Annotated in this window: 24 protein-coding genes and 1 tRNA gene; 7 read left to right on the forward strand and 18 right to left on the reverse strand. The window is 55.8% G+C overall.

What is annotated here, in order from left to right:
- Positions 1-4: 4 nt before the first annotated feature.
- The 6 genes from FJ695_RS21870 to FJ695_RS21895 all read right to left on the reverse strand — a co-directional run bounded on the left by FJ695_RS21870 (position 5) and on the right by FJ695_RS21895 (position 7,361).
- Positions 5-2,092 (reverse strand): 3-hydroxyacyl-CoA dehydrogenase NAD-binding domain-containing protein, encoded by a 2,088-nt coding sequence (locus tag FJ695_RS21870; RefSeq protein WP_168206451.1) that lies wholly within the window; start codon positions 2,090-2,092, stop codon positions 5-7.
- A 290-nt stretch (positions 2,093-2,382) separates the two neighbouring features.
- The gene (locus tag FJ695_RS21875) at positions 2,383-3,078 is read right to left on the reverse strand and encodes an ABC transporter ATP-binding protein (protein WP_141188869.1); all 696 of its coding nucleotides are present in this window, start codon (positions 3,076-3,078) and stop codon (positions 2,383-2,385) included.
- A gap of 8 nt (positions 3,079-3,086) precedes the next feature.
- Complete coding sequence (locus FJ695_RS21880) at positions 3,087-3,866, reverse strand: ABC transporter ATP-binding protein (protein WP_141187417.1); 780 nt, start codon at positions 3,864-3,866, stop codon at positions 3,087-3,089.
- Complete coding sequence (locus tag FJ695_RS21885) at positions 3,863-5,125, reverse strand: branched-chain amino acid ABC transporter permease (protein WP_209010770.1); 1,263 nt, start codon at positions 5,123-5,125, stop codon at positions 3,863-3,865. Before FJ695_RS21885 ends, FJ695_RS21880 begins: the two co-directional genes overlap by 4 nt.
- Positions 5,122-6,054 carry a branched-chain amino acid ABC transporter permease gene (locus FJ695_RS21890; protein ID WP_141187418.1) on the reverse strand — a complete coding sequence of 311 codons (933 nt, stop codon included), beginning with the start codon at positions 6,052-6,054 and terminating at the stop codon, positions 5,122-5,124. Before FJ695_RS21890 ends, FJ695_RS21885 begins: the two co-directional genes overlap by 4 nt.
- A 74-nt stretch (positions 6,055-6,128) precedes the next feature.
- Entirely contained in the window at positions 6,129-7,361 is a 1,233-nt protein-coding gene (locus tag FJ695_RS21895; protein WP_141187419.1) for a branched-chain amino acid ABC transporter substrate-binding protein, read from the reverse strand.
- Positions 7,362-7,643: 282 nt separating this feature from the next.
- On the opposite strand from FJ695_RS21895, the gene FJ695_RS21900 reads away from it, so the two are divergent.
- Together FJ695_RS21900 and FJ695_RS21905 are read left to right on the forward strand one after the other, a co-directional pair.
- Positions 7,644-8,633: a nitronate monooxygenase family protein gene (locus tag FJ695_RS21900; protein WP_141187420.1), complete on the forward strand. Its 990-nt coding sequence runs from the start codon at positions 7,644-7,646 to the stop codon at positions 8,631-8,633.
- A 233-nt stretch (positions 8,634-8,866) separates the two neighbouring features.
- On the forward strand, positions 8,867-10,450 hold the full coding sequence (locus FJ695_RS21905) for a class I adenylate-forming enzyme family protein (RefSeq protein ID WP_247653706.1): 1,584 nt from the start codon (positions 8,867-8,869) through the stop codon (positions 10,448-10,450).
- A 60-nt stretch (positions 10,451-10,510) separates the two neighbouring features.
- On the opposite strand, the gene FJ695_RS21910 is transcribed toward FJ695_RS21905, so the two are convergent.
- From FJ695_RS21910 to dctP, 4 genes are read right to left on the reverse strand one after another with little or no spacing between them, the layout of a single operon-like run.
- On the reverse strand, positions 10,511-11,296 hold the full coding sequence (locus FJ695_RS21910) for an aspartate/glutamate racemase family protein (protein ID WP_168206452.1): 786 nt from the start codon (positions 11,294-11,296) through the stop codon (positions 10,511-10,513).
- A gap of 25 nt (positions 11,297-11,321) precedes the next feature.
- Positions 11,322-12,638, reverse strand: a complete 1,317-nt coding sequence (locus tag FJ695_RS21915; protein ID WP_141187421.1) for a TRAP transporter large permease — start codon at positions 12,636-12,638, stop codon at positions 11,322-11,324.
- Entirely contained in the window at positions 12,638-13,171 is a 534-nt protein-coding gene (locus tag FJ695_RS21920) for a TRAP transporter small permease (protein ID WP_141187422.1), read from the reverse strand. The genes FJ695_RS21915 and FJ695_RS21920 overlap by 1 nt, the downstream gene beginning before the upstream one ends.
- A 60-nt stretch (positions 13,172-13,231) precedes the next feature.
- The gene (dctP, locus tag FJ695_RS21925; RefSeq protein ID WP_141187423.1) at positions 13,232-14,218 is read right to left on the reverse strand and encodes a TRAP transporter substrate-binding protein DctP; all 987 of its coding nucleotides are present in this window, start codon (positions 14,216-14,218) and stop codon (positions 13,232-13,234) included.
- Positions 14,219-14,352: 134 nt separating this feature from the next.
- On the opposite strand from dctP, the gene FJ695_RS21930 reads away from it, so the two are divergent.
- Positions 14,353-14,994: a GntR family transcriptional regulator gene (locus FJ695_RS21930; protein ID WP_141187424.1), complete on the forward strand. Its 642-nt coding sequence runs from the start codon at positions 14,353-14,355 to the stop codon at positions 14,992-14,994.
- 249 nt (positions 14,995-15,243) lie between these two features.
- Complete coding sequence (locus FJ695_RS21935) at positions 15,244-15,699, forward strand: GNAT family N-acetyltransferase (RefSeq protein WP_141187425.1); 456 nt, start codon at positions 15,244-15,246, stop codon at positions 15,697-15,699.
- Between the two features lie 122 nt (positions 15,700-15,821).
- Here the strand turns inward: FJ695_RS21935 and FJ695_RS21940 are convergent, their stop codons facing one another.
- Complete coding sequence (locus FJ695_RS21940; protein ID WP_247653708.1) at positions 15,822-16,244, reverse strand: DUF2147 domain-containing protein; 423 nt, start codon at positions 16,242-16,244, stop codon at positions 15,822-15,824.
- A gap of 301 nt (positions 16,245-16,545) precedes the next feature.
- On the opposite strand from FJ695_RS21940, the gene FJ695_RS21945 reads away from it, so the two are divergent.
- Together FJ695_RS21945 and FJ695_RS21950 are read left to right on the forward strand one after the other, a co-directional pair.
- On the forward strand, positions 16,546-17,304 hold the full coding sequence (locus tag FJ695_RS21945; protein ID WP_209010771.1) for an ABC transporter substrate-binding protein: 759 nt from the start codon (positions 16,546-16,548) through the stop codon (positions 17,302-17,304).
- A 478-nt stretch (positions 17,305-17,782) separates the two neighbouring features.
- Complete coding sequence (locus tag FJ695_RS21950; protein ID WP_141188875.1) at positions 17,783-18,022, forward strand: hypothetical protein; 240 nt, start codon at positions 17,783-17,785, stop codon at positions 18,020-18,022.
- A 95-nt stretch (positions 18,023-18,117) separates the two neighbouring features.
- Here the strand turns inward: FJ695_RS21950 and FJ695_RS21955 are convergent, their stop codons facing one another.
- Both FJ695_RS21955 and FJ695_RS21960 read right to left on the reverse strand, forming a co-directional pair.
- Positions 18,118-18,801 (reverse strand): DUF930 domain-containing protein, encoded by a 684-nt coding sequence (locus tag FJ695_RS21955; protein ID WP_141187426.1) that lies wholly within the window; start codon positions 18,799-18,801, stop codon positions 18,118-18,120.
- 266 nt (positions 18,802-19,067) lie between these two features.
- Positions 19,068-19,829 carry an ABC transporter substrate-binding protein gene (locus FJ695_RS21960; protein ID WP_141187427.1) on the reverse strand — a complete coding sequence of 254 codons (762 nt, stop codon included), beginning with the start codon at positions 19,827-19,829 and terminating at the stop codon, positions 19,068-19,070.
- 308 nt (positions 19,830-20,137) lie between these two features.
- On the opposite strand from FJ695_RS21960, the gene FJ695_RS21965 reads away from it, so the two are divergent.
- A tRNA-Ser gene (locus FJ695_RS21965) sits at positions 20,138-20,227 on the forward strand.
- 632 nt (positions 20,228-20,859) lie between these two features.
- Here the strand turns inward: FJ695_RS21965 and FJ695_RS21970 are convergent.
- The 5 genes from FJ695_RS21970 to FJ695_RS21990 form a co-directional block, all read right to left on the reverse strand.
- Positions 20,860-21,675 (reverse strand): SDR family oxidoreductase, encoded by an 816-nt coding sequence (locus FJ695_RS21970; RefSeq protein WP_141187428.1) that lies wholly within the window; start codon positions 21,673-21,675, stop codon positions 20,860-20,862.
- An 11-nt stretch (positions 21,676-21,686) separates the two neighbouring features.
- Complete coding sequence (locus FJ695_RS21975) at positions 21,687-22,613, reverse strand: S9 family peptidase (protein ID WP_141187429.1); 927 nt, start codon at positions 22,611-22,613, stop codon at positions 21,687-21,689.
- Positions 22,614-22,711: 98 nt separating this feature from the next.
- Complete coding sequence (locus tag FJ695_RS21980) at positions 22,712-23,728, reverse strand: AraC family transcriptional regulator (protein WP_141187430.1); 1,017 nt, start codon at positions 23,726-23,728, stop codon at positions 22,712-22,714.
- 263 nt (positions 23,729-23,991) lie between these two features.
- The gene (locus tag FJ695_RS21985; RefSeq protein ID WP_141187431.1) at positions 23,992-25,431 is read right to left on the reverse strand and encodes an arylsulfatase; all 1,440 of its coding nucleotides are present in this window, start codon (positions 25,429-25,431) and stop codon (positions 23,992-23,994) included.
- Positions 25,432-25,597: 166 nt separating this feature from the next.
- Positions 25,598-25,678 (reverse strand): DM13 domain-containing protein, encoded by an 81-nt coding sequence (locus FJ695_RS21990; protein WP_209011195.1) that lies wholly within the window; start codon positions 25,676-25,678, stop codon positions 25,598-25,600.
- Positions 25,679-25,792 lie beyond the last annotated feature (114 nt).

Genomic DNA, 25,792 nt, shown 5'->3' on the forward strand with positions numbered 1-25,792 from the left:
GGCCTCACGCGTTCAGGCTGGCGAAGGTCTTGCCTTCTGCTGCCAATTTTTCCAACAGGGGAGCCGGTTGCCACAGGAAGTCATCTTCTTCGGCAAACCGTTTGATATCATTCAAGATCTTGCCGACACCAACCGTGTCCGCATATTGCATCGGACCACCACGCCAGCGCGGGAAACCGTAGCCGTTGAGCAGGGTCACATCGACGTCGAGAGGACGTTGCGCAATCCCTTCCTCAACCACAAGAGCCGCTTCATTGACCATCGCCGCCATATACCGATCGACGATTTCCTGGTCACTCAACTCGCGGGTCTTAATGCCTTTGGCATCCTGTTCATCTGAAATATATCCCAGGATATCGCCGTTCGGCATCGGCTTGTCGCCGCTGTAGTCATAGAACCCACGTCCCGTCTTGCGGCCGTGATGTCCGGCTTCGCACAAGCGGTCGGAAAACTCAGCATAGACTTCGCGCGGATCCCGTGTTTCGGCGAGACGCTGGCGCGTCATATATCCAATGTCGAGACCGGCCAGATCGCTGACCGCGAACGGTCCCATGGCGAGACCGAAATCAACCAGCGCCCGATCGACATCGAAAGGGCTGGCTCCGGCCAGAACCGCGCCATCGATGGCCTTGCGATAGGTCGCCAGAATGCGGTTTCCGATAAAGCCGTCGCAGACACCGGCGCGCACACCTATCTTGCCGAGGCGCTTGGCCAGCGCAAATCCGGTTGCGACGACATCCGGTGACGTCTTGGCGCCGACAACGATTTCCAGAAGCCGCATCACGTGGGCCGGCGAGAAGAAATGCAGGCCGATGACATCTGCCGGACGGCTGGTGATCTCGGCAATCTCGTCCACATCAAGATAAGACGTGTTGGATGCCAGGACCGCACCCGGCTTGCAAATTTTGTCGAGCTTTCCAAAGACATCCTTCTTGACGTCCATGCTCTCAAAGACTGCCTCAATCACCAGATCAGCCTCAGCCAAGGCTTCATAATCGGATCCGGCACTAAAATTACCGGTCATGATGGCGTCGAATTTTTCTTGGGCAAGCTTGCCGCGTTTCACCGCACCGGCGAGATTCTTGGAAACCGTGGCTTCCGCCTTGGCAACCGCGTCCGCATCCCGCTCGATCAGTGTGACCGTTAGTCCGGCGAGCAGAGCGGAGGTCGCGATGCCAGAGCCCATGGTTCCGCCGCCGATAATGCCTACCTTTTCAAGTGTGCGTGGCTCAACATCCTGAATCTCAGGCAATTTGCCGACCTGGCGCTCGGAGAAGAAGGCATGGATCAAAGCGGCACGCTGATCCGAATCCATAAGCTCGCGGAACAACGCGCGTTCCTGCGCCAAGCCTTCGGCAAATGGCAGCGTGACCGCACCTTCAATGGCATCGATGCATTTTTGCGGTGCGAGCTGACCACGTGCTTTTTTGGCGAGCGTTGCCCGCGCCTTATCAAACAACCCATCTTCCGGTGTGTTGCAGGGCAGACCACTTACAGGACGGGGCGCAGCACTTTCAGTTATGAGCGCGTTTGCATAGGCAATCCCAGCAGACCGCATGTCCTCTTCACCGCTCACCCGGTCGATCAGACCAAGCTCAAGCGCTTCGTTTGCGGAAATCGGTTTGCCTGATGTGATCATGTCGATGGCTTTCGCCACCGGCACCAGACGCGGCAGGCGCTGCGTGCCGCCGGCACCCGGCAGAAGGCCAAGAGACACTTCCGGCAAACCAAGTTTGGTTTTTGGCGCTGCAATGCGGTAATGCGCGCCAAGCGCCAGCTCCAGCCCGCCACCCAGCACGGTGCCATGAAGGGCCGCCACAATCGGCTTCGAGCAGGCTTCGATCTCGTTGATTAATTCGGGTAGGAACGGCTCTTTTGGTGGCTGACCGAATTCGCGGATATCGGCGCCCGCAACAAAGGTGCGCCCAGCGCCGTAAATCACAACGGCTTTGACATCGTCGTTGCTGGAAATGCCCCTAAAACTGCCTTGAAGCCCCGAGCGGACCGCATGCGACAGCGCATTGACCGGCGGATTCGAGATCTCAATGACGGCAATACTATTTTCGAAAGTCAGATTGACGCTTTGTGTCACCACAAGGCCTCCCAGTCCTAGTGATCAGATCGTGGAAACTGTTCTAATCACATCCTGAAGAAATTTCAATATGTGGAATTCAATATTTTATAATGAAATTATATTTCAAGTATAAAGGTTCTCTCAGGGTCAATTGGCCCCGGATAAAAATGTCGCCCGCGCCCCCCCCCAAATTAACCGCGTTCCACCGCTCCGGACGCAGCGCAGCGGAGATCGGCGACCAGCAGCCTCAGCGGTTAAATGGTCCCGGTTCAGGACCGGGACGGCAAGGGAGCGAGATTGTACAAACTTCAAACCTCCAGCCACTCACCACGGATGTCATCCCGGGTGATGAAGTCCTGCGGGGTGCCGGAATAAACGATCTCGCCGTGCCCCATGACATAGACCCGGGACGCAATCTTCAGCGCGATGGAGAGTTTTTGCTCCACCAGGAGGATCGAGACACCTGCCCGGGCAATTTCCGCCAGAAGCTCCCCGACCTGGGCAACAATACGCGGCGCGAGGCCTTCGGTCGGCTCATCGATCATGATCAGCTGTGGATCGCCCATCAGTGTCCGGCAAATGGTCAACATCTGCTTTTCACCGCCAGAAAGGACGCCCGCCGGCGTATCGGCGCGCTCTGCCAAATTCGGGAACATCTTCAGCATGTCCTCAATAGCCCAGCGCCCTGGCCGTTTCATGTCCTTGATGCCGAGCACAAGGTTCTGCCGGACTGTCAGGCCTGGAAAGATATCCCGATTCTCCGGGACATAACCAAGGCCCCTCAAGGCAATCTCGTGATTGGCAAGGCCTGATATGTTTTCACCCTTGAACCAGATATCGCCTTTCGGCGCGACCTCCCCCATGATCGCCTTGACCGTGGTAGAGCGGCCAACCCCATTGCGCCCGAGAAGGGCCACCACCTCCCCCTCCTCGACTTCGAGATTGACCCCGCGCAGCACATGGCTTTTCCCGTAAAACGCGTTGAGCCCGCGTACAGACAGCATGGTGTTCATCACGCGGCTCCTTCGATTTGCGGAAGATCCTCGGCTTCATCACCAAGATAGGCTTCCCGGACCTTGGCATCACCGCGGATCTGATCCGGAGGCCCGGAGGCAATGATCTGGCCGTAGACCAGCACGGATATCCGGTCGGACAATCCAAAGACCACGCTCATATCGTGTTCAACAATTATCAGGGTCTTGCCGGCCGTCGCCCGCTCAATCAGGGCGACCGCGCGTTCGGTTTCCGAGTGGCTCATACCGGCAGTCGGTTCGTCCAGAAGGATCACATCGGCGCCGCCGGCGATGGTGATCGCGATTTCCAGAGTCCGTTGATCGGCATAAGGCAGGCTTGCGGCTGGCAGTCCTGCCTTGTCGATCATGCCGACCGTTTCCAAGACTTCAGCCGTGCGTTCCTGCACATGTTTCAGGTTGCCGATGTTGCGCCAGAAGCTGTAACCAGTGCCCAGTGACCAAAGCACCGCACAGCGCACATTTTCGCGCACTGTCATATTGGCAAAGATGTTGGACACTTGAAACGAGCGCGAAAGCCCCATGCGGGTGATCTCGTGCGGTTTACGCCCTGAGATTTTCTTGCCGCTCAGATGTACACTGCCCGAAGTTGGCCGGTGCAAACCTGAAACAAGATTGAACAGGGTCGATTTACCCGCCCCGTTCGGCCCGATGATCGCGTGACGTTCTCCCGGTTGAATGTCGAGATCGACACCCCGGATGATCTCGGCCGGGCCGAAGTTTTTGGTCAGGCTGCGGATGGAAAGCGCCGGAGTGCTCATGAGCCTGCCTCCTCATTCGCCGATGCCGCAGAGCGCATCACCCAGCCACCGACGCCAAGAAAGACCGCTGCCAGCCCCCAGGTCAGTGGGCTGTTTGCTTCCAGAGCCAACCCAAAAGGCTCAAAAATCTCACCAAAACCGTTGGAGTGACGCACGACAACTTCAATCACAACCACTGAGCCAAGGAAGGCGGATAGGGCCCCTGCACCAAAGCGCGCCCAGCGCATCAGAATTGTTCCCCGGTTCGGGTTCTGCAACACGTTGCCAGCCCCAACGGCAATCCCGGCAAGGCCTGCCGGCGCGAACATGACGATCAGGATAAACAGCAGACCCAGATACAACAGCCAGGCCTCAGTGAAGTCTGACAGGTTCGACTGCATGTAAGTGAGCAGTGCCGCGCCCAGCATCGGCCCGGCGAAATAGCGGATCCCACCAACATAAGCCATCAGCAGCACAAAGCCGGACGGCAGCAGCGACAGGGATTCGGGCGTAAAGATCTCATAATTGACGGCCGCCATGCCGCCAGCGAGCCCGGCAAAACCGCCGGAGAAGATGAAAATCAGATACCGCACCCGCTGCGGATCGTAGCCGACAAACTCCACCCGTTCCGGATTGTCGCGCACCGCCTCCCCCATTTTGCCAAGCGGCGTTCGGGTGAACGCGAACATGGCAACTGTGCCGATCAAGGTCCAAGCAGCGATGAACCAATAGACCTCGTTGATCGGGCCCAAGCTCAATCCAAAGAGTTCTGTGCCGTTCATACGGTCACCGGATACACCCTCTTCCCCACCAAAGAGGCTGGTGAACATGAACCCGGCAGCCGCCACCAGTTCTGCGATCCCCAATGAGATCATGGCAAAGGGAATGCCGGCACGGCGGCAGGAGGGCCAGCCAATGACAGCACCGGCCAATGCGCCTCCGGCAAAACCGACCAGCGGCAAGGCAAAAACGGGGACAAAACCCCAGATGCCTGTTCCTGCTTCGATCGCCTGCATGGCATGCATTGCCGTGTAGCCGCCGAGGCCAAAATAGACCGCATGGCCGAAGGACAAAAGACCGGCCCGGCCGAGGAGCATATTGTAGGACAGCGCGAAAACCATGTTGATGCCGATGGCATTCAACAACGTGTAGGCCGTTCGCGACGGCCCTGTCATCGGGATCACGACCAACACGGCAGCCATGATCAAAAACGGCAGCACGCGTGTGCGAAATTTCTCCGTGCCCGAAGGAGCAATTGAGATAGCGATTGTGTCGGTCAAATTTCCCGCTCCCCCATCAAGCCACGCGGGCGGATCATCAGAATCAGGACCAGAAGCAGAAACGGCAGCATCGGCGCCAAGGAGGCAATCGAGATGCGGCCGAGGTCACTCAGCGGACTGAGCCCGGTAAAAGCAAAGATCTCCGCAAAGGTCGTGTCTATGGAAATGGCGAAGGTCTGAAGAAGGCCGATTAGGAGCGAGGCTATGAAGGCGCCTTCCAAACTGCCCATGCCGCCGACCACGACAACCACAAAAACAATCGGGCCGATGGACAAGGCCATCGCGGGTTCTGTGACCAGGTAATTACCGCCAATAACACCTGCGAGCCCGGCGAGCGCGCAGCCAAAGCCGAACACCATCATGAACACGCGCGGAACATTGTGGCCCAGATGGCCGACCATATGCGGATGGGTCAAAGCGGCCTGGATGATCAACCCGGCGCGGGTGCGCTTGAGCAAGAACCAGAGACCGCCGAGCATCGCAACGGACACCACCAGCATGAAAATCCGGTAGGCCGGGTATTGGGCACCAAAGAGCGTGAACAGCGGAAAGTCGAGGGCCGCCGGGATTTCATAGGCGACGGGGATCTTGCCCCAGATGATCTTGACCAGCTCATCGATCAAATAAGCAAGGCCGAACGTAAACAAGAGCTCGGCCAGGTGGCCGTTGACATGGACTTTGCGCAGGCCCCAGCGTTCGACAGCAGCCCCGGCAAGACCAACCATGATTGGAGCCAGGAACAAAGCAATCCAAAATCCGGTGACGGAGCCGATGGTGTAAGCGAAATAGGCGCCCAGCATATAGAAGCTGGCGTGGGCGAAGTTGAGCACGCCCATCATGCTGAAAATCAGGGTCAGACCGCTGGACAGCATAAACAGCAACAGCCCGTAGATGACCCCGTTCAGCAGGGAAAAGACAAATGTTTCCATTTAGATCCTGCCTGTCGGCCGCGCGTCTTATAACGCGCGGCTTCAATCCATTGATGATTGTGATGTACGGCTGATCAGCTGGGCCGTTTCATCTGGCAGGTGGTTTCGGTGCGCGTGGCCTCGCCCTTGATGACGCCGTCCGGATCGGTCTTGAAGCCGAAGTCCGTGCCTTCCAACTTGCGGGTGATATCATCAGAGAAGGTCGAGATGAACATCGGCTGGATCAGTTGATGATTGTCCTTGCGCATGGATACAGACCCATAGGGCGTTTCGTGGCCCATCCCTTCCAGTGCAAACGCGACCTTAACCGGGTCATTCTCGCCGACGTCATCAAGCGCGCGGTCAAACATCTCCATTAGTGTGAAAACACGCTGATAATAATAATCGGTGCCGTAGCGCTCCTGGAACCGGTCCATGTTTGCGATCTGGTCTTCGCTGGTCTCGATGTTCTGATGGAACTCCGTAATCTGCTTGACCAGTCCAATCGCGCTTTCACCCATGGTGGCAACGGCGCCAAGCCCGCCGCCGTAGTAGGTCAGATAAGGCACCTTGTGGCCCGAGGCGGAGGCCGCCTTGACGAGGAGCGTCATGTCCTGGCCCCAGTTGCCGGTGATCACGGCATCAGCTTCTGCAGAAATCATTTTCTGAATGTAAGGCGTGAAATCCTTGACCTTGCCAAGGGGATGCAGCTCATTGCCGACGATCTCGATGTCCGGCCGTTTTTCAGAAATCATCTTCACAGCTGCGCCGGCAACCGCTTTGCCGAAGGAATAATCCTGGCCAAGAATATAGACTTTCTTGATGTCCTGTTGTTCGGCCAGCCAATCGGTCATGGCCTCCATTTTCATATCCGCATCCGCATCAAAGCGGAAATGCCAGAAACTGCAGCGGTCATTGGTGAAGGCCGGATCGACAGCGGCATAATTCAAAAACAACACTTCATCGCCCGGATTGCGCTTGTTGTGTTTGTTGATGGCGTCAATCAGTGCGGACGCGACAGACGATCCATTGCCCTGAACGATGTAGCGGATGCCCTGGTCAATGGCTTTTTGCAGCTGAACCAGGCTTTCTTTCGGATTGATCTTGTTGTCGAAGGGGACGATTTCCACCGTCATTCCGGCGGCTCCGCCGGTGTCGTTGATTTTGTCCGCAGCATATCGGAAGTGCTTCAGCCCGGTATCACCGGTAAGCGCAAAGGGGCCCGACAGCGGATCAATATAGCCAATTTTCAAGGTCTCGGCGGATGAAACGCCTGCTGAACAGACGGCAAGCGCGGTGGCGGCCACAAGTGTCTTGAGATATTGCACGTTTTCCTCCCTGAGTTGCTGCCATCTGAGTTTTCTTTATTGGCAGCAAGGCCTCATGTTGCACCGCACGCGCTGGATGAGACCCTTCCAGAAGGCCATTGCAAATTGAATCAATCCGGCTTGTCAAGATTTTTACGGAATTCAATTCCGCCATCTGGAAAGTTGACGCTTACGAAAAAGGAAGCTTACAAATAGACACACTGCCATTCGCGCCGCACGGCGCCGATGTGCCATAATTGAAAGAACCGGCCTCAACCCGCCGGTCAGGAGGTGACCCCAAGAATGTTGAAATCCAGAGCACTCCCCAAGGCCCTGCAGGGCTTGCGGCTTCCGGCCGTTGCCGCACCGCTTTTCATCGTCTCCGGGCCGGAGCTGGTGATCGCCCAGTGTAAAGCCGGGATTGTCGGCAGTTTTCCGGCACTCAACGCGCGTGAAAAAGACGGCGAGCCGATCATGCTGGAAGCCTGGCTGAAGCAAATCACCGAGGAACTTGACCGGTACAATCAGGCCAATCCGGACGCTCCGGCAGCCCCTTTTGCCGTCAATCAAATCGTCCACCGGTCGAACGCACGCCTGGAACGGGACCTTGAAATCTGCGCCCGCTGGAAAGTGCCGATCTGGATCACCTCCCTCGGCGCGCGGGTAGAAGTCAACGAAGCCGCGCATTCCTGCGGCGGCATCACCTTGCACGACATCATCAACAACACCTTTGCCAAGAAAGCGATTCAAAAAGGCGCCGATGGGCTGATCGCCGTTGCTGCGGGCGCTGGAGGCCATGCCGGCCCGCAATCGCCGTTTGCCCTTATCCGGGAAATCCGGGAATGGTTCGACGGCCCTCTCCTGTTGTCCGGCGCCATCTCCACCGGCGAATCCCTGCTGGCGGCCCGGACACTGGGCGCAGATCTTGGGTATATCGGCTCCGCTTTTATCGCGACCGATGAAGCCAATGCGCAGCCGGAATACAAACAAATGCTGGTCGACAGCGGCGCAGAAGACATTGTCACCTCGTCCCTCTTCACCGGCGTTTCGGGCAACTATCTGGCGCCATCCATCGAGCGCGCCGGCCTTGACCCGGCCAATCTGGCAACGGCCGATGCGTCTTCGATGAACTTCGGCTCCGGCTCCTCCAAAGCCAAGGCCTGGAAGGAAATCTGGGGCTCGGGTCAAGGCATCGGCGCACTCAAATCCGTCGTTCCAGCCGGCCAGGTCGTCGACCGGATCGAACAGGAATACCGGAACGCCAAACAGCGGATTTGTTCAGATCCTGCGTAAGCAGGATCAAACAATACATACTGGCGCAACGCTCTAACTACCCTAGCAGCTTCCCCGGCCCCAGTGCCGGGGTCTTTACCGTTCGGGTCCCGGCTCAAGGCCGGGACTGCGCACTGGGGCCAATTTACCTCGGGTTCCGGAAACAACGTCATCCCCTGGCAGCTGCCAACAATTTCATCTTGCATACATATTATTCGCATGCGAATTAATATTAAGCTACGGGGAGGACTGCATTGGCTTATCAAGACACGTCACAGGACACAGCTGCCGCATCAATGCCGAAGATCGAGCCGATCCCAGTACCCGGTGAGCAGTTTCTGGATATGCCCGCCCGTGTCCGGGCCGCAGCCAAACTCCAAGACAGCAGAACTGTCCTGATTGACGGCACTGAGACCATCGACCGGGCAAGCCTTTGCAGTCTCATGGACAGAGCTGCCGCCTATTTGATCGCGGAGGGCTTAGAGCCCGGTGATCGGGTCGCAAGTCTTGCTGGAAACAGCGCAGACCATGTTGTCCTATATCTTGGTGTCTTGGCGGTCGGTGCCTGTATGGTGCCACTGCCGGTAACAGCCCATCCGTCCGCGCTTACCGAGATGGTCCGCAACTGCGCGCCGAAGCTGCTGTTCGCCGATGACGCAAATCTGGATGTCGCTCATAAACTCGGCTCGGCCCAAGTTCACCGGCTGGAAGGCCTCCGGCCCAAAGCGCAAAAATTTCAGCCAATCCAACCGGTCGAAATTGCGCCAACCGATTTGTTCGACATCATTTACAGTTCCGGGACCACCGGCACGCCCAAAGGCATTCAGCATGATGCCCGCTTCCGCGACCGGCAGATGAGCAGGATGCTGAAAATGGGGTTCGGCGACAACGCCGTTTCGATCGTTTCGACACCGCTTTATTCCAATACGACGCTCGCGGGCCTGCTGCCGGTGCTGGCCTATGGCGGCACTGTCATCTTGATGCGTAAATTCAACGAACGACATTTTCTGGAACTTGCCGAAGACCACCGCGCCTCCCACATCATGCTGGTGCCGGTGCAATATCAGCGCCTTCTGGCCGATCCTGACTTTGGCCAGTTTGATCTCTCGTCCTTCAAGGTGAAACTGTCGACCAGCGCCCCCCTGCCCGTCCCGCTCGTCCGTGGCCTGTTGGAGCGCTGGCCCGGCAAGCTGATCAATCTTTACGGCATGACCGAAGGCGGATTGGCCACCGTTCTCGACTGCAGAGCCCATCCGGACAAATTGCACACGGTCGGCAGTCCATCGGAAGGCACGGATTTGCGGATCATCAGCAAGGATGGCCGGGAAGCTTCGGGCGGCCAAATCGGCGAAATCGTTGGACGCTCGAACACCATTATGACCGGCTACAGGGATGCTCCAGAAAAGACCCGCGAAGCCCTGTGGCAATGCCCGGACGGTGCGTACTTCATGCGCACTGGTGACATGGGCCGGCTTGATGAGGACGGATTTCTTGTCCTGCTCGATCGGGTCAAGGACATGATCATTTCCGGCGGTTTCAACATCTATGCCGCCGACCTGGAACAGGCCCTGCTGACCCACCCGGATGTGGCGGAAGCTGCGGTGATTGGCATCCCGAGCGACAAATGGGGCGAAACGCCGCTTGGCCTGGTGGTCCTGCGCAAAGGCGCAGAAATCGGTGCAGATACGCTCCTTGCAGTGACCAATGCCCAGCTCGGCAAAACGCAGAGATTGTCCGCGGTCGAGTTCCGCCAGCATCTGCCACGCAACGCCATCGGCAAGATCCTGAAGCGGGATCTGCGCGCGGAATATGCCCCGACCAAAGCGGAGCCGCGGTAGTGGTTCTGAAATCCCGCAATTCCGCGACTTCTTATTTGGCAATACCCCAACGCTGTGTGATCAGGCGACCTTTGGCAGTTGGGCAAGTTGGCCACCTGACAAAAACGCCCCGCCACCAGGAGCGACTGCCGTCAGGTTCAGGCTTTGCAGGATCTTGCGGGTGGTCGCCACAGCCGCAGACACCGTAGGCACCCCGGATGCGCGCTCGATCATTTCAATTGCCGGCAAAGACGGCATCTGGACACAGGCCGATGCAACAATCGCGTCGACGCCGCGCGTGTCGAGCTTGCGCCAAAGCTCAGCCGGTGCCGATGGATCTTGTGCAGCGACTTCCAAATTGTCCGGGATTTCAAGCGCCAGGAAGTCCTGAACCTCGATGCCTTCATTTTCGATATAGTCGACTACAAGCTTCGTCAACGGCCGCATGTATGGACAAATAATAGACACCTTCTTGGCGCCCATGTCCTTCAAGCTGTCCACCAGCGCGCCGGCCGAGTTCAAGACCGGCGTTGGGCAGCCGTTCTCGGCCGTAGCCTTTTGCAGTTTTTTAGAAGATGCCCGGTGATAGCCAAGCCCCATGGACATGATCGCCACCAAGCACGCATAGGCCTGCACCTCAACGGCAGCGTCCGAAAGTTCGGTCGCACAGCGCAGGCTGTCGGTATCCATCGCTTCCAGCTCTTCTTTGACCACAGACTTCATACGCATGCGGGAGGAATGAAAGGTAAAGCGGTCCGGCAGGATGCTTTCCCGGGCTTTGAGAAGAGCCGGAATTTCCGTTTCCATCGTCACGTTGGAACTCGGTACAATCAGGCCGACACGGCGGTAGTTCAGTGTATTGGACATATGAAATCTCCTTTCAGGGCAGCGCTCAAAGCGCCGGGCCCATGACGAGGTTGGGCAACCAGGTGGCCAGACCGGGGAAGAGGCACAGAAGGCCGATGGCCAGCAGCATGCAGGCGACAAAGGGCAGCGAGCCGAGCAGGATCGTGCGCAATGAAATATCCGGCGCGATGCCGTTGATCACATAAAGGTTGAGCCCGACTGGCGGTGAAATCAGGCCGATCTCCATATTGATCGTCAGCACCACGGCAAACCAGATCGGATCAAAGCCAGCGCCCGTGATCACCGGCAACAGGATCGGGGCCGTCATCAAGATCACGGCAACCGGCGGCAAAAAGAACCCGGCGACGATCAGAAAGAGGTTGATCGCGCCCATCAGCACCCATCGGTTCACCTCCAGATCGCTGATCCAGGCTGCGATTGATTGGGTAATGAAGAGACTGGACAGCATGTAGGAAAAGACACCGGCAGCGGCGATGATGAACAAGATCATCACGCTTTCCTTGGTGCTGTCACGCAAGACGGCCCAGATCGCCGACGGCCGGGTCAGCTTGTAGATAATCATTGCCATGACCAGGCAAAGAAGCGCGCCTACAGCCGCCGTTTCGGACGGTGTAGCAACCCCGCCATACATGGCGTAAAGCACACCCAGAATGATTGCGACAAAAGGCAGGACGCGCGGCATGATTTCAAACCGTTCCCGCCAGCTGTAGGTCAACCGCGCAGTGCCGGTTCTGCCGCCCGACGCCCAGGTCGCATAGATTGACCAGGCCATGAACAAACCAACCAGCAGGAGGCCCGGGACAACACCGGCCAGGAAAAGGCGGCCAATCGAGGTTTCCGTCGCAATGCCATAGACGATCATTGTGATTGATGGCGGGATCAGGATCCCAAGTGTTCCACCAGCTGCAATCGATCCGGTTGCGATTTCCTCCGGGTAACCGCGCTTGCGCATTTCCGGAATGCCCATTTTGCCGATGGCCGCGCAGGTGGCGGGGCTGGATCCGGACATAGCGGCAAAGAGCGCACACGCCCCAAGATTGGAAATCACCAGACCGCCCGGAATTCTGGTCAGCCATCGCTCCAGCGCTTCATAAAGATCTGCGCCCGCACGGGTCGAGGCGATGGATGCACCCATGATGATGAACATCGGAATGGAGAGCAGCGCAAAACTGTCGAGTTTTCCAAAGAGCACCTCCGGGATCAGTTCCAAAGACCGCAATCCGTCAAACGCAAGAAGGAAACTGGCCGACACCAGCAAAAGCCCAATCGCGACGGATATCCCGGAAAACAGAACAAAGATCGTAACGGTGCCGACAACCGAACCAAGAAGAAGCGGATCCATCAGCTTGCCTCCTGTTCTGAGTGGCCCTGGAGCGTGTCCAGAAGATCGGCGATCAATTGGAGCAGCATCAAGCTGAGACCAACCGGAAGCGCCAGATACGGGATCCACAAAGGCACTGCTGTAACCGTGTCAGAAGTCCAGCCCCGCGCTTGTGCGAAGTGCCAGAACTCAAACCCGTAAAAGAGACAAACCGCGATCACTGCGACTGCCGCCGTCTGTGTGAGGATCGACAAGGCCCGCGCGGCAGCCGGGCTCAGCCACAACGGCAACAGATCGACATTCACATGGCCTTTGTGTTTCTGCACAAAGGCAAGGCCAATCAGGGTCGCCCCGACCATCAGATAGATGACGATTTCGGTTTGCCACACAGTGGATGCATTGAGAACAAAGCGGACGAAGATCATCTGACACGTGAGCAGGACAGCGCTGACGATCATTGCAGCGGCGCACCAGCCAGACACTTCCGAGATCCAGCCAACGGCCCGCTGAAATCCGCGGGCGGCAATCGGCCTGGCGGACAGAATGGTTTCCATAATTTTTTACCTGATTAAGGGGAAAAACGGGTGCAGCCTTAAGGCCACACCCGGGTGCGGTCAGTCGACGGAGAGCGCCAGGTCGAGCAGCCTCTGGCCGTCAGCAACACTTTCGGTGAAGGCCTTGTAGGAGGTCTTCTGAGCCAGGGCCTGCCAGGCGGCAAAATCCTCTTGAGACATCTCGGCAATTTCCACACCGGCCTCTTTGAAGACCTCGACTGAGGCCGCGTCCTGTTTCTTGGCTTCTTGCAGGTAATAGGCTTCCGCTTTTTCAGCCGCGGCCAGAAGCGCAGTCTGCTGGTCAGTTGTCAGCGCTTCAAAAGTCGATTTGTTCATCAAGAGCGGCTGATAGAGGAACCAGAGCGCAACATCTGAAGCTGGTGTGTAGCAGGCAACCTGTTCGAAGATCCGGTAGGAAACAAAGGACGACGACGACGTGTTTGCCCCATCCAGCACCCCTGTCTGCATGGCACTGTAGATTTCAGAGGACGCCATGGACGTAATCGATGCGCCTGCACCGACCAGCATCTGCTCAAAGGATTTGCCGGCGGCCCGCATCTGCTGACCTTCGGCATCTGCAGGTTTTACGATGCATTTGTCTTTTCCAACAAAACCGCCGGCCAGATACCCGTGCACCAGCACCATCACGTCATCTTCGGCCATCTTTGCTTCGAGCGCGTCCATGAAGGGCGAGTTTGCGAGGCGGGCCGCATGATCGTGGTTCTTCACCAGGCCGGGCATCAAAGTGAGATTGAATTCCGGCCGTTGGCCTCCGGCATAACTCAGCGGAAACACCGTCATGTCGAGAATGCCGCGACTGAGCGGCCGGTATTGCTCGCGCGGTTTGAAAAGCGACTTTGACGGGAAAATCTTGATCTCAAGATCCACGTCCGCAGCAGCAACTTCTTTCGCGACAATTTCCGCGACCGCATGGCGGACGTCCTTCGTCGACCACTGGTGCGACAGGCGCAGTTCCGCGCTTTGTACGGCTGTTGTAAGGGCCGCCGCGCAGGCCGCGGCGCAGAGGGTTGTCTTCAAGATGCGCATGATATCCTCCCATATGCGTTAATATGATATTTTTATGTATACAGATAATGATTATAAAAATGCAAACAGAAAATTTCTGCATCGACATGGCAGGTGAAGAATGCTAACGGCAGGAGGACATCAGAGGCTTGATCATGAAACGTGTCGCAGACCAGCTCATCGAAACGCTCAAACAGGAAATGCATGCCGGGATTTTGAAACCCGGTGACCAGTTGGAAGAGGCGGCCCTCGCCGACCGCTTCGAGGTGTCGCGCACACCGGTGCGCGAGGCCGTGCGCTCCCTGGTGGAAAGCGGACTGCTCGAAACACGCTCCCGAAAAGGCGCCTTTGTCCGGGTGTTGTCGGCCAAGGAGCTGATTGACCTTTTTGAGGTCGCAGCCGAGCTGGAAGCCTTGGCCAGCCGCCTGGCTTCCGAACGCTTAACCGATGAAGGGCTTATCGGCATCCAGCAGGGTCTTGAGGCTTGCGCGACCGCCGCCAACAACGACGATGCTACGGCCTATTCAGCCGCCAACCTTCAGTTTCACCGGGCGATCCATATGGCGACCGGCAATGAGTGGCTGATTGAGCAGCTGGCTCAAATCGAAACCCGGATCAATCCTTACCGCTCCATCCCTTACAAGATGCATGGCCGGCTGCGGCAATCGGTGGAAGAGCATGCGGCAATCTTGGACGCCATATCCACCGGCAAAGGTGCAGACGCAGCGCAGCTCATGCGGGACCACATGATGCTGCAAGGAAAACGCGTTCCCCTATTGCTACAAAGCGTTGGGTGACTTCCTGGCCAATTAGACAGAAGACATTGCCCTTACTTCCAAGACAATCCTTGAGTAACACCGCCTCAGTTGGACAACGGGTTTTCTGTGCATGGGGCGCAGCACCAATTGGCAAACAGAGACATGTGCCAAGCCCGTCATAAAGTTCTCAACCAGCCGATCGGCCACCCTGTCACAAAGTCTTGTTGGACCGGCTCTATTAAGCCCCGCTATAAAAGCGCAATAATTTCAAAAAGCTCGTGTACAAATATGTCCAGAATTGAAAAAGCTGCCGCCGAACATCTACCCGCCATCATCGCGATCATCAATGCCGGGGCGACCAGTGTCCGCAAGAACAAGGAATTCGCCGATTGGCAAGAATACCTGCCAACGTTTGAGGCCATGCTGGCCGCGCCGGAAATGGACATCTATGTCGCGCTTGATGAATCCGGTGAGGTTGTCGGCACGTATCAAATCCATTTTCTGAAAGGACTGGCGTTTCGCGGCCGCCCCCGGGTAGAGCTGGAAAGCGTGCATGTTCGTGCCGATCAGCGCGGCACCGGAATTGGCCGTCTGATGATGGAGCATGCCGAACAACTGGCGAAAGACGCCAATGCCTGCATGGTTCAGCTGACGTCCAACAAGGAGCGCGAAGGCTCTCATCATTTTTATAAGCGGCTCGGCTACGACCAGAGCCACCTTGGCTACAAAAAGATGTTCGCCTAATCCATCGCTTACGCAGAAAAGAACCCGCCGCTCTGCCTGAAAATGCGCCACACATTCTTTCAGCAGACAGAGCAAGCGGGCCGGAACCAAACCAACCGGTCTGGCGGAGCAGTTTTTGAAGCTTATTTCACCCGGGACCAGGTTTCGCCTTTGCAGATCAGACCGCCCATGACACAGCCTTCAAGCTTCAGCTTGTTATTGCCGTTCAGTTTAATGAAACCGGTGTAGGTCTTGCCGTCTTCAGCGTTATAGACTTTGCCCTTCCATTGGCCGTCCTTGCCGGTCGGCTTCATCGATTGGACGATCCGCACACCCAGCAGCGGCCGGCTGCGTTTAGACGCATCCGGGTTTTCTGTGTCTTTGCGCGGCTCGCGCAACCAAATCAGTTTACCGCAAAGGGCGCTGCCGCAAGAGCTGATCCGGATTTTCGAAGCCCCATTCGGACGCGCCCAATCGCCTTTGGCATCGGCAGCCAGAGATGGAGCCGCTGTGGCTGCCAGCAGCCCAGCAGCTAGAAACCCGGCGACGGCAAATATATTCATCATGTTTCTCCTCCCAAAGCGGAAAAGCTTCCGTTTACGAAAACGGAAGGTAGCTTACTTAGGTGTCTCTGCCTAGCCATCACGTAACGGAACAAAGGCAATTTTCTAAAAGTAATGTGAGCTTCGGCTCTAATCGCGCACCAATCCCAATCACCATCAATGGGATATTCAAGCATTCCGGTTCTGCAAAACACCGCACCAGTGAGTTCCAGGAATTACGACTGCCAGTTTTGGCAATATTGATAATCGGTATCTTGGCCATTGTAATGCCGAACCGTGTCTGTCACCTGGCCAAGGATGTGCGGTGTTAAGAAGCGTATTGATCTGTGTTGCAATCCTCACCACAGTCGCTGTCTTCGGCGGCACCGGATCACCGCGCGCTGACAACATCCGGGCTGCAACCGATGAATGGCCGCCGTTTCGAATTTCGACAGACACAGGTTTCGTCGGGCTCGACCTCGATTTGATCAACGAAATTAGCCGCCGCATTCAGACACAAATAGAAGTGATCAGAATGCCCTGGGGGCGGGCCCTTGCTTCCATGGAAAGTGGCGGCGTCGACATTATGACCGGACTGGCTTACCGGAAGGAACGGGCAGTCTATATCGCCTATACCGATATCCCGTACTTTTCCTGTGAAACGGCTTTTTATACGCCAGCGTCCCGACCTGCGATTATCAATCGCTACGAAGACTTGCAGGACTATGTGGTTGGTTTCGTCTTGCATTCCGCCTATTTCGAACGGTTCGACACGGATCAAGACCTTCAAAAACTCGGCGTATCGAAAGAACAGACCCTGATTGATATGACGAAGCGTGGCCGGCTGGATGTGATGATCGGAACAGATTGCCAGGTGGATTATTTTATCAAGGCCAGCGGCCTGAGTGACAAGATCACCAAGACAGATTACCGCCCTGGAAATTCGGTCGACCTTTTTCTGGGCGTATCACGGCAATCACCTTGGGCGAAACGGCTCGATGAATTCAATTCCATTATAAAGTCCCTTGTCGATGAGGGCACTATCGATGAGCTGGCCAAGCGGTACTACGATTCCCCGTCCTGATCGGTCGAGAGCATCTTGGCTGTTCAAGCTTGTCCGCCTGAACAGCCGCTGATCTAAAGATCCTACCCAAACCCTCCAAATGGCTGCATTTGCCCTGTCACCAAGCAATCACCATCAGTAAACGCTCCAGAACAGGCTGACCCTCGATTTGTCGGTATCGCCAACAACCGCAAAAAAGCCCAAAGCGTCGGCTTGGTGAATCCAAGATTAATCCGCTCTGTCGAATTTTCTGAGAATGTTATTGAAATCAAACAGGAATTCGCAACCATAAGGTTTCCAACCGGTAAATTTCAGACTTACTTAAATTTTTGTTCGGATTTCATTAAATCTAATTCTTAACTAGCTCTTCAACTGCACCTGATGAAGTAACCCTCGAGAAACGACGGGGAAAGCTTCAGATAAGCTTGCGTTTCTAAGAAAGTCTTTGAGACAAACAGGGGAGAGCGTAATGGCTCGTTTTGAAATGTATTCGGCCGACATGGCCATCATGGGCGAAAAGCCTGTAACCGCCGACATTCTGTTCCAGATGGGCCTGGACAGCGCCTGTGGCCGTCACGGCGCCACCGATCTTGTGACCGCCCATAAGTGGTTCAACATCGCCGCGCTGAAAGGCAATCAAGAAGCCGTGCGTTACCGCAAGGAAATCTCCGGTGAAATGAGCACCAGTGAAATCGCCGAAGCACAGCGCTCTGCGCGTGAATGGTTGTCGATGCATTGAGACCGGTGAGGGCTGCCAGCCGAATGGCACCTGAACGCTTTAACATCACATGACGCGGTGCGTACGAGCCGCCGCGTCACCATTTTCAAAATCACTCAATAAACAGCTGCCAGGCCAAGGTCATCCCAGAGATTTTGAGGGATCGGCGGACCCAGCGCATATTCAAACTCTTCGACTACGGTCCCGGCCGCATTTAGCCGGCAGCGGTAGGTGATTTCATACCAGTTTCTCCGGCTGCGCAGTGCAGCTGCTGGCGCAAAGATCAACTGGGCGTTTTGAACGGTATTCTTCAGCGCATAGGGCATCAATCTGTCCGGCTGAAAACCGGTGGCGTCTGCCCGCACCTGCTCCATCGCCTCCAACGCACAGATTTGCTCCCGCCGATCCTGACTGGTGACCATCGTCAGCACCCGGCGCGCTTGTGCTGAGCGCGGGTCTTTCAAGACCTCTGCGGCCCGCAGGGTTCCGGCCACCACCCAGTTGTGCGGTGATCGCCAGTCTGGCGCTGAGTGGTTTTGGTCAAAATTCTGGCCTTGAAGCAGGCGCGTATCTTGCAGAGGCTCAGCATTGTCACGGCGTATCCCCTCACCTCTTGGTACCGGCTGCAACGACAGCGGATCTGGGGCTTTGCTTTCCACGAATTGGACCTGTCTGCTGCCAATCAGCGGTTCAGAAAACACCAGCCGGTCCGTTTCTCGGACAATTTCGACCTCGACCGGAGCCGAAGTGCCGTTTAGGTGGATCACGGCGGGTGGCAGGCTTGCAAGGATAATAAACAACGCGGCATGCAGCCACACGGCGCAAACAGCCGGGAAATGGTCGATTATTAGCCGCTCGAAGACTTGGGGCTGCGCTGCCTCGATAAGCCGATCCTCACGCTTTGGTTGCAGGTGTTAGAAAACAGGAAACTGCGGCAACAATGGGTCATAACTAACACCTACCGCTTGCCAGTTGGTCCCAAAGGCTGAGTGTCTGCTTCGTCGTCCGATGTTTATGTGTGCCCTGCTAGAACAGCTGCGAACTGGCTCCGCGCAACGGAGTTGTCTCAATAAAGAAGCCGGTAGGTGGCGAGAATTTGCCCATAAATGCCGGTTTCCTTGATCGCTTCAAGCCCCTGTTTCAGGGCCTTGATCAGCTCAGGGTCGCTGTCTTTATTAAGCGCCATATAAAGGCTGCCACTGATGTCCTCCAACCGGTAGACTTGCTCAAATTGCGCCGGATCCATTTCTTCCAAAACCAATCGGTGTTGAAAGGACGCTTCGTCGAAGGCGATCAGATCCAAACGGCCGAGCGAAAGCTTGCGGATGTTCAAAACATCCTGACCAACTACTTCGAGATTGGTAAACTTTTTACTTTTAAGATATTGATATATAACGTCTTCCACAGACACGCCTATGGTGTAACCTTTGGCATCATCCAGCCCCTTGACTGTGATATCTGGCCGGTTGGCAAGTTTATATAGCGACGTGTTGTAGGGGGCGATGACACCGATCCATTCAAACAGCTCTTCGCGTTCCGGGATCCGCCCAATCGAGAAGATCAGCGTGTTCTTGCGGTTTTGGGCTGTCAGATAGGCCCGCGCCCAAGGCAAGAACTGGAAGCGGGCGTTGAGGCCAGCCTGTTCAAGAACCGCCTTCACAACGTCGCTGGATAGTCCCTTGATCTCGCCATTTTCCGAATAGTTGTAGGGTGGGAACTCTTCGGTGACGATCGTCAGGTCCTGAGCCCAAACCGGACGGGCGAACAAGCACAGCAGCAAAAGCGGCAGGAAGCGGCGCGTCACGCCAAGATGTCGACCAAAGAACATACCCTATTAGGCCAAGGAAACGGACACCCGGCAAGCTGCGAATTCTGTCATGTCCTTCGAAGGCAAGCGCAATTGCTTCCGATTGGTTCGGTTGATTTGACCGGCCGCTTTGGCGCAGACCAGTGACAGCCGCTCGCCCGCCCGGGTCCTTTTGAGGGTTTTCTGCGTCGGTTTTGAGAAACGCCCTGCGCAGAATGTGTAAATTTCAGCACACCTTCTGGCTCCTGATTTGGGCAGCGGTGGAAAAAAGACAAGGGAGCAAAAATCCCCTTGAACTCTGAAGCGTTTGTTCGTACACGGACGGTACCGGAGAGGTGGCCGAGTGGTCGAAGGCGCTCCCCTGCTAAGGGAGTAGGCGGGCAACCGTCTCGAGGGTTCGAATCCCTTCCTCTCCGCCACTTTGGCTTTACAAATTATTGTTTGTATTTATTTTTTCGCCCTCTCTTGAATATCCACCCTAAAGATTACCCTAAAAGTGGCATTTGATTGAACTCGAATTGGGGTAGTGTCATTTGATGTTGATTGCGGCTTACCCATCCCCAAAACCAGTCAGAATGAGTGCTGCTTCGCAGGCAACAGCATTGAGACACTGAAGTGTTTACTGGTGGAACGATATGCAGCGGGACCAAGATCTCAGCCCCGACAGCTACTTAGACAGACACAGCAATGCGCAGAACCAGCACAAAAATCGGAGAGCAGCCATTCGTCGGTCTCTTTTAAAAGAGTCTGGTATAGAGCAGATAGCGGGCTGGCGGGTGTTTGTCGCAAAACAGTAAAGCGGACATGGCAGATGCACCCGGGTGCGGGCATTAACGGCCCATAGCTGCCGTAGGCAGTGGTCTCAATCAATGGCAGCTTCGCGCCCCATCCCGGACGTTTGACGAACTGAGACCGCATCCCGAATGTGGACGTTTATCACCGTAAGATTAGCGTAAAGTCTACGTATTGAGGGACGTCGCTCCAAACACCATGTTCGTGATCTCCTGCGGCCATTGCGATGAGAAAACGGAATGGCCGCAGGATAGAAGGCTCACACTCCAGTTGACTCGCGGATCATGTTCTTGAATTCAACATCATTCATTTCGGCCCTCGCACTCAGGATTTGTTCGGCATCGGCACCGACGGGATAGCGCAGCGTTTCTGCATCATCCGTGGCTGCAAGGTATATTTGGTCGGCGACTTGTTGCGGATCTTGCTCCTCTTCGCTTGCCATTGCGTTCATTGACGCCTTTGCAGCCTCAAGAGATGAACTATAGATGCTGTCATCACCGGTCTCCGACCACTCTCCCGACTCCATGATGCGCGTTGGGAAGGCCCCAGGCTCAATCAGCTTCAATCGAATGCCCATTGGATTGAGTTCGTATTGGAGAGACTCAGTAAACCCTTCCACCGCGAACTTGGACGCATGATAGAATGCTGTGAAGGGGAATGCGACCCGCCCTGCGATCGAAGATACGTTGACGATGACCCCAGCTTTCTTCTCCAGAAAATGCGGCACAACAGCATTGATCACGTCGACGATCCCAAAAAAATTGACGTCAAACTGACGGCGCATCTGTGAGTCAGTCGTCGTTTGAACAACACCTTGCAAAGAATGACCGGCGTTGTTGACCAGCACATCGATTGCACCGAAACGCGCGAGCCCTGCAGACACAGCCGTCTCAATTGAGGCTTTGTCGGTTACGTCAAGTTTGCTGACCAGAACATTGTCCAGCTGGGTAAGTACGGTTTCCGCGTCCGGGGCACGCATAGTAGCGACAACGTTCCACCCTTTTTGATGAAACGTCTTCGCTGTCAGTCTCCCGAAACCGGAGCTTGCTCCCGTGATAAATACGGTCTTTGACATGTGTCTGAGCCCTACTTCACGTATTTGTCGAAGAACTCGATCATGGTTTCAGGATGATCGCCGAAGAAGTTGTAGCCGATGAAGCGACGGGTATCCCCGTCTTCGATCCAGTGCAGTTTCTTGTCTTCGCCTGGGATCAGATCGAAGGTCGTTTGAACATCATCTGGAATGGTCCATACATCGTCCTTGTTCTGAACGATGTAGGTTGGCATGGTGATATTTTGGGCGAACTTATGAGGAGACATTTCCTTTAGGGGAATGCCGCGGAGTGCTTCAACTTCTTGCGCAAAAATGTCAAAGAACTCACCCAAACCCAAGCCATCCAATGCCACTTTGGACATGATGTTGATCGACGCGGGCTGGGCGCAGACAAAAGCCTTCACATCTTCGAAGTATTGGGGGGCCTCACTCATTGCGTGGATTGCGGCGCCGCCACCTGCGCACGGATTGAACAGGCCGATTTTCATGTCTTTAAGCGTGTCTTGAGATTTGGCGTAATCAAAAGCCGCAAGAACATCTTTATACTCGTCAGAGAAGCCTTGTCCCCAGGCGTTGTCCGGTGCGGACTCGCTTTCACCGTGGTTCCGCAGATCGTAGGCAAGAACGTTGTATCCGGCGTCATGCAAAGCTTTGTGAACCTTGCCAAACTTCACTTCAACATCCTGAAAATCGCTCCACGGCTTCATATGACCCGGAAAACCATAGCGATTGAGGGTGGCCGGATGGTTGCATATGATCAGCTTGTCAGATCCGGCAGCCGGAATGAACCAGGCGGCTAGCTTAGTGCCATCCTCGGCAGTGAAAGTGATATCTTCGTACTCCATCCCATAGTCATTCGGTGTCTCCAAAATCGGTGCGCGCTCTCCGTCAATGGACACATACATACGCGCAACTGCTTTGAGGGTTGCCAATTGCTCTTCGGTTGGTTGAACGGTCATATCAGGTCTCCTTGAATTGACGTGTTTGATTGTTCGGGGCCGGTGGTGCGGGCCCGTGGAAGCGGTTCTTTATGAAAGTCGTTTGAGAAATGCGGACGCTAGTTCCGGATCGGCACCTTGTCTGGGTTGTCCGTTAGTCGGCTACGCCATTCTGCCGGTGTCTGGCTCTCCCATTTCTGGAAAGCTCGGTAGAAAGACCCCTGGTCCTCGTATCCAAGAAGATAAGCGATCTCGCTGATGTCAAATCCGGGCTCGTCCAGGTATTCGCGCGCCAGTTGGTGTCGCGTGTCTGATAGCAGCGACTTAAAGCTGTGACCTTCGTGCCTCAGGTGGCGCTGCAAGGAGCGTTCACTGATTGCCATATCACGCGCGATACTGCGTAGTTCCGGACGCCCGGCAGTTAGCGCCCGACGGAGATGCCAGCGGACTTGATCCGTAAGCGAAGTGGTGTTCTCGGCCTTGTTCAAGTCTGCGTCGAGAGCAGCGTCCAGCATCGCTAGAAGCTCTCTGTTGTAGCTGGTGAAGGGTATCTCCAGATCAGCTTTTTTGAAGGTAATTCGGGTGTGCGGAGCATTCCACGCAATCGGGCAATCGAACCAGGCCTCCAGCCGTTCGCTTCGGCTCCGACGTAACGCGATTTCTCTCGGAGATATTGTTTGTTCAGTTCCTGCACGGACCATGTTCACAAGAAATGTAAAGGTCGCATCTGTGAGCGCGTCGGGTTCTACCTGCTCTGCATAGGTCCAAGTTGAAGTCACGGTGCACCCGTCGTCCTCGACAGTCACCCGAAACTCTTCAGGAGCGCAGAGCGCTTTGAACCGTGCGATACGGTGCAAAGCCTCTCCAACATTCTTGGCATGAAATGCGACAAGGAAAGATGGCGGTAGACTCGCTCCGTGCATCGTTTCCGTGAGAGCGAGGCCAATGTCATCACCGCCGAGGGTTTGGAGTGCCTCCCACAATGCAAACAGTTGCTTCGTATTCATTCGCCCTTCTGGTGAGAATACGCTCGGCGGTAGCTTTGCGTCTCGCAAAAGCGCAGCGCGGTTGATCGACAGGCTCTCAAGAGCGTTCCAAAAGGTGTCTGGCGTCTTTATTCGGTCGGGAGTTGGCATCTGCTGTGTCCTCGGTGTCGGAACAAAACATAGCCTCTGACATCGCAGAAGTTTATGGCCGCACCCGCCAAATCAATCGCATAACGCGCCAACCAGTGCATCTCGCGGTAACGACCCGAGCGGTGGTTCAGACACGGCGCAGCATTAGTACTTTAGGCTCGGTGCAAGACTGCCCTCATGCACGATTTGCATTGGTGAAAGGCTTATCTTGCCCTCCCCCCAATGCAGAAAGTCGCTGCCGCTCAAATTTTACCAACTTCGTCCTACTGTGCTGGAGGCTCATAAGGATCGGGCTGCCCGGGAGGGATCGCAGGATAATCTTGGAACGTTGCAAGATGCTCACCCAGAAGCGGCATTGCCTGCTCCGCAGCCCACGTGTAAACCAGCAAGACGTCCTTTCGTTCCCCGGGATCGTTGATAAGATCGTAAAGGCGCGGCGTCGAATACGACTTGGTGTCGGCATAGACGGTCTCGTTCTCTTTGAACAAGATCTTCCAATCGGTCCACTTCACGCCGTAGATTTCCTCCCCCATGTAAACGATGACATGATCGCGGTTGGATTTTTCCTGCTCGCCCAGTAAGAACGCCGACTGATCCACGCCGTCAAAGGCACGGTCGTCTGGCACTTTGCCACCGGCAATCGCAGCAAGTGTTGGATAGAGGTCCATCTGGTGGACAATCTCGTTGCTGACCTCTCCTGCTGGAACCTTTCCCGGCCAACGGATCGCGAAAGGTACGCGGAGGCTGCCTTCAAACGGTGTGAACAAAGTGCCCCGCCACGGGCCCGGTGTCCCTTGAGCATGCGCCATCGGTGCAATGTCATTGCTTCCGACGCTCATAGCTTCGGGGCCGTTATCCGCGGTGAAGATGACGATAGTATTTTCTGCGATTCCAGTATCATCGAGGGCGGCTGTCAGCCGGCCGACGTAACTGTCGGTCTGGTGTAGGAGGTCTGCCCATACTCCCTTGCCGGTTGAACCGTCGAAATCGGGATGCGGGATCACCGGAGTATGGGTCGCCGTCAGCGCGAAATAGACAAAGAACGGTGCATCTTCGCGGCTCTTACGCTGGATGAAGTCAATAGCCTTGTCCGTCAGGTCGCCATCGATCTGCGCCCGATATTCCAAGTCGTACTCACGGGCGATAGTGGCTTCTTGTCCGGCCACACCTTCCACGACGTGGGGCGGCTCTAAGCCGAGCGCCTGCCACCTGCCTTGTGAGGTCCAAACGGTCTGATCGGTGCTTTCGACGCCGTAGAACTCGTCGAACCCCTGATCCTTCGGATAGCGGCCCTCACTCCAACCCAGGTGCCACTTGCCATACATGGCCGTATTGTAGCCCGCTTCCTTGAGCATTTCCGCCATGGTGATTTCCCACTGCGTCATACCATAGACGCCACCTGCGACTGGTATGGTGTGATTGCCGGAACGTATCCCATAACGTCCGGTCATCAACGCAGCGCGCGAGGGCGTACACTGGGCCTCAACATTGAAGTTTGTCAGGCGCATCCCCTCTTCGGCAAGAGCATCCATCGCTGGTGTAGCCGATCCTCGGATGATACCGCCGCCGTTAAAGCCGGGTTCCCCCCACCCGAAGTTATCGAGGTTGATCAAAACGATGTTTGGCTTTTCCTGCGCATGGCTGGCGATTGCCATCGAGAACACTGCCAAGGTTGCAGCCAAAAATGCCCTAATCGACGTCATGACGATTCTCCCAGAACTCCTATGACGTCAGCATAAGCGAGAAACTTTTGAGTGGCCCAGCACAAATGGCCCCTATCGGCTCGCAGCGAACCAATTTCGCAAACGGCACCAATGACTGACTTGGCCCGAAAACGGATTTAACTCCTGGCCCGAACACCGCCACACATCACCTGTACTTCGCAGCCGTGATGAACTCACCAAAAGCTTCGCACCAAACGAGGACGGTGGTGTAGTCGTCGATCTGGATTTCCTCTGGCCGCTTTCAAAAAAGCCAAGGACATGGACGGGCCTTTCTTGATTGAGGTGGTGATTTAGCGAGGCCTTCTGTCCAACTGGAAACGGAGGCCCGTGAAGGCGAAGG

It is taken from the genome of Labrenzia sp. PHM005, from assembly GCF_006517275.1.
In the GTDB taxonomy this organism is placed as follows: domain Bacteria; phylum Pseudomonadota; class Alphaproteobacteria; order Rhizobiales; family Stappiaceae; genus Roseibium.

Coding starts and splice junctions, on each gene's coding strand:
- FJ695_RS21875 (WP_141188869.1), bottom strand. CDS start 3,078: ATGCTGTCTGTACGCGGGCTCAACGCGTTTTACGGGAAAAGCCATGTG.
- FJ695_RS21880 (WP_141187417.1), bottom strand. CDS start 3,866: ATGAGCACTCCGGCGCTTTCCATCCGCAGCCTGACCAAAAACTTCGGC.
- FJ695_RS21890 (WP_141187418.1), bottom strand. CDS start 6,054: ATGGAAACATTTGTCTTTTCCCTGCTGAACGGGGTCATCTACGGGCTG.
- FJ695_RS21900 (WP_141187420.1), top strand. CDS start 7,644: ATGTTGAAATCCAGAGCACTCCCCAAGGCCCTGCAGGGCTTGCGGCTT.
- FJ695_RS21910 (WP_168206452.1), bottom strand. CDS start 11,296: ATGTCCAATACACTGAACTACCGCCGTGTCGGCCTGATTGTACCGAGT.
- FJ695_RS21915 (WP_141187421.1), bottom strand. CDS start 12,638: ATGGATCCGCTTCTTCTTGGTTCGGTTGTCGGCACCGTTACGATCTTT.
- FJ695_RS21920 (WP_141187422.1), bottom strand. CDS start 13,171: ATGGAAACCATTCTGTCCGCCAGGCCGATTGCCGCCCGCGGATTTCAG.
- dctP (WP_141187423.1), bottom strand. CDS start 14,218: ATGCGCATCTTGAAGACAACCCTCTGCGCCGCGGCCTGCGCGGCGGCC.
- FJ695_RS21930 (WP_141187424.1), top strand. CDS start 14,353: ATGAAACGTGTCGCAGACCAGCTCATCGAAACGCTCAAACAGGAAATG.
- FJ695_RS21935 (WP_141187425.1), top strand. CDS start 15,244: ATGTCCAGAATTGAAAAAGCTGCCGCCGAACATCTACCCGCCATCATC.
- FJ695_RS21940 (WP_247653708.1), bottom strand. CDS start 16,244: ATGATGAATATATTTGCCGTCGCCGGGTTTCTAGCTGCTGGGCTGCTG.
- FJ695_RS21950 (WP_141188875.1), top strand. CDS start 17,783: ATGGCCATCATGGGCGAAAAGCCTGTAACCGCCGACATTCTGTTCCAG.
- FJ695_RS21960 (WP_141187427.1), bottom strand. CDS start 19,829: ATGTTCTTTGGTCGACATCTTGGCGTGACGCGCCGCTTCCTGCCGCTT.
- FJ695_RS21970 (WP_141187428.1), bottom strand. CDS start 21,675: ATGTCAAAGACCGTATTTATCACGGGAGCAAGCTCCGGTTTCGGGAGA.
- FJ695_RS21975 (WP_141187429.1), bottom strand. CDS start 22,613: ATGACCGTTCAACCAACCGAAGAGCAATTGGCAACCCTCAAAGCAGTT.
- FJ695_RS21980 (WP_141187430.1), bottom strand. CDS start 23,728: ATGCCAACTCCCGACCGAATAAAGACGCCAGACACCTTTTGGAACGCT.
- FJ695_RS21985 (WP_141187431.1), bottom strand. CDS start 25,431: ATGACGTCGATTAGGGCATTTTTGGCTGCAACCTTGGCAGTGTTCTCG.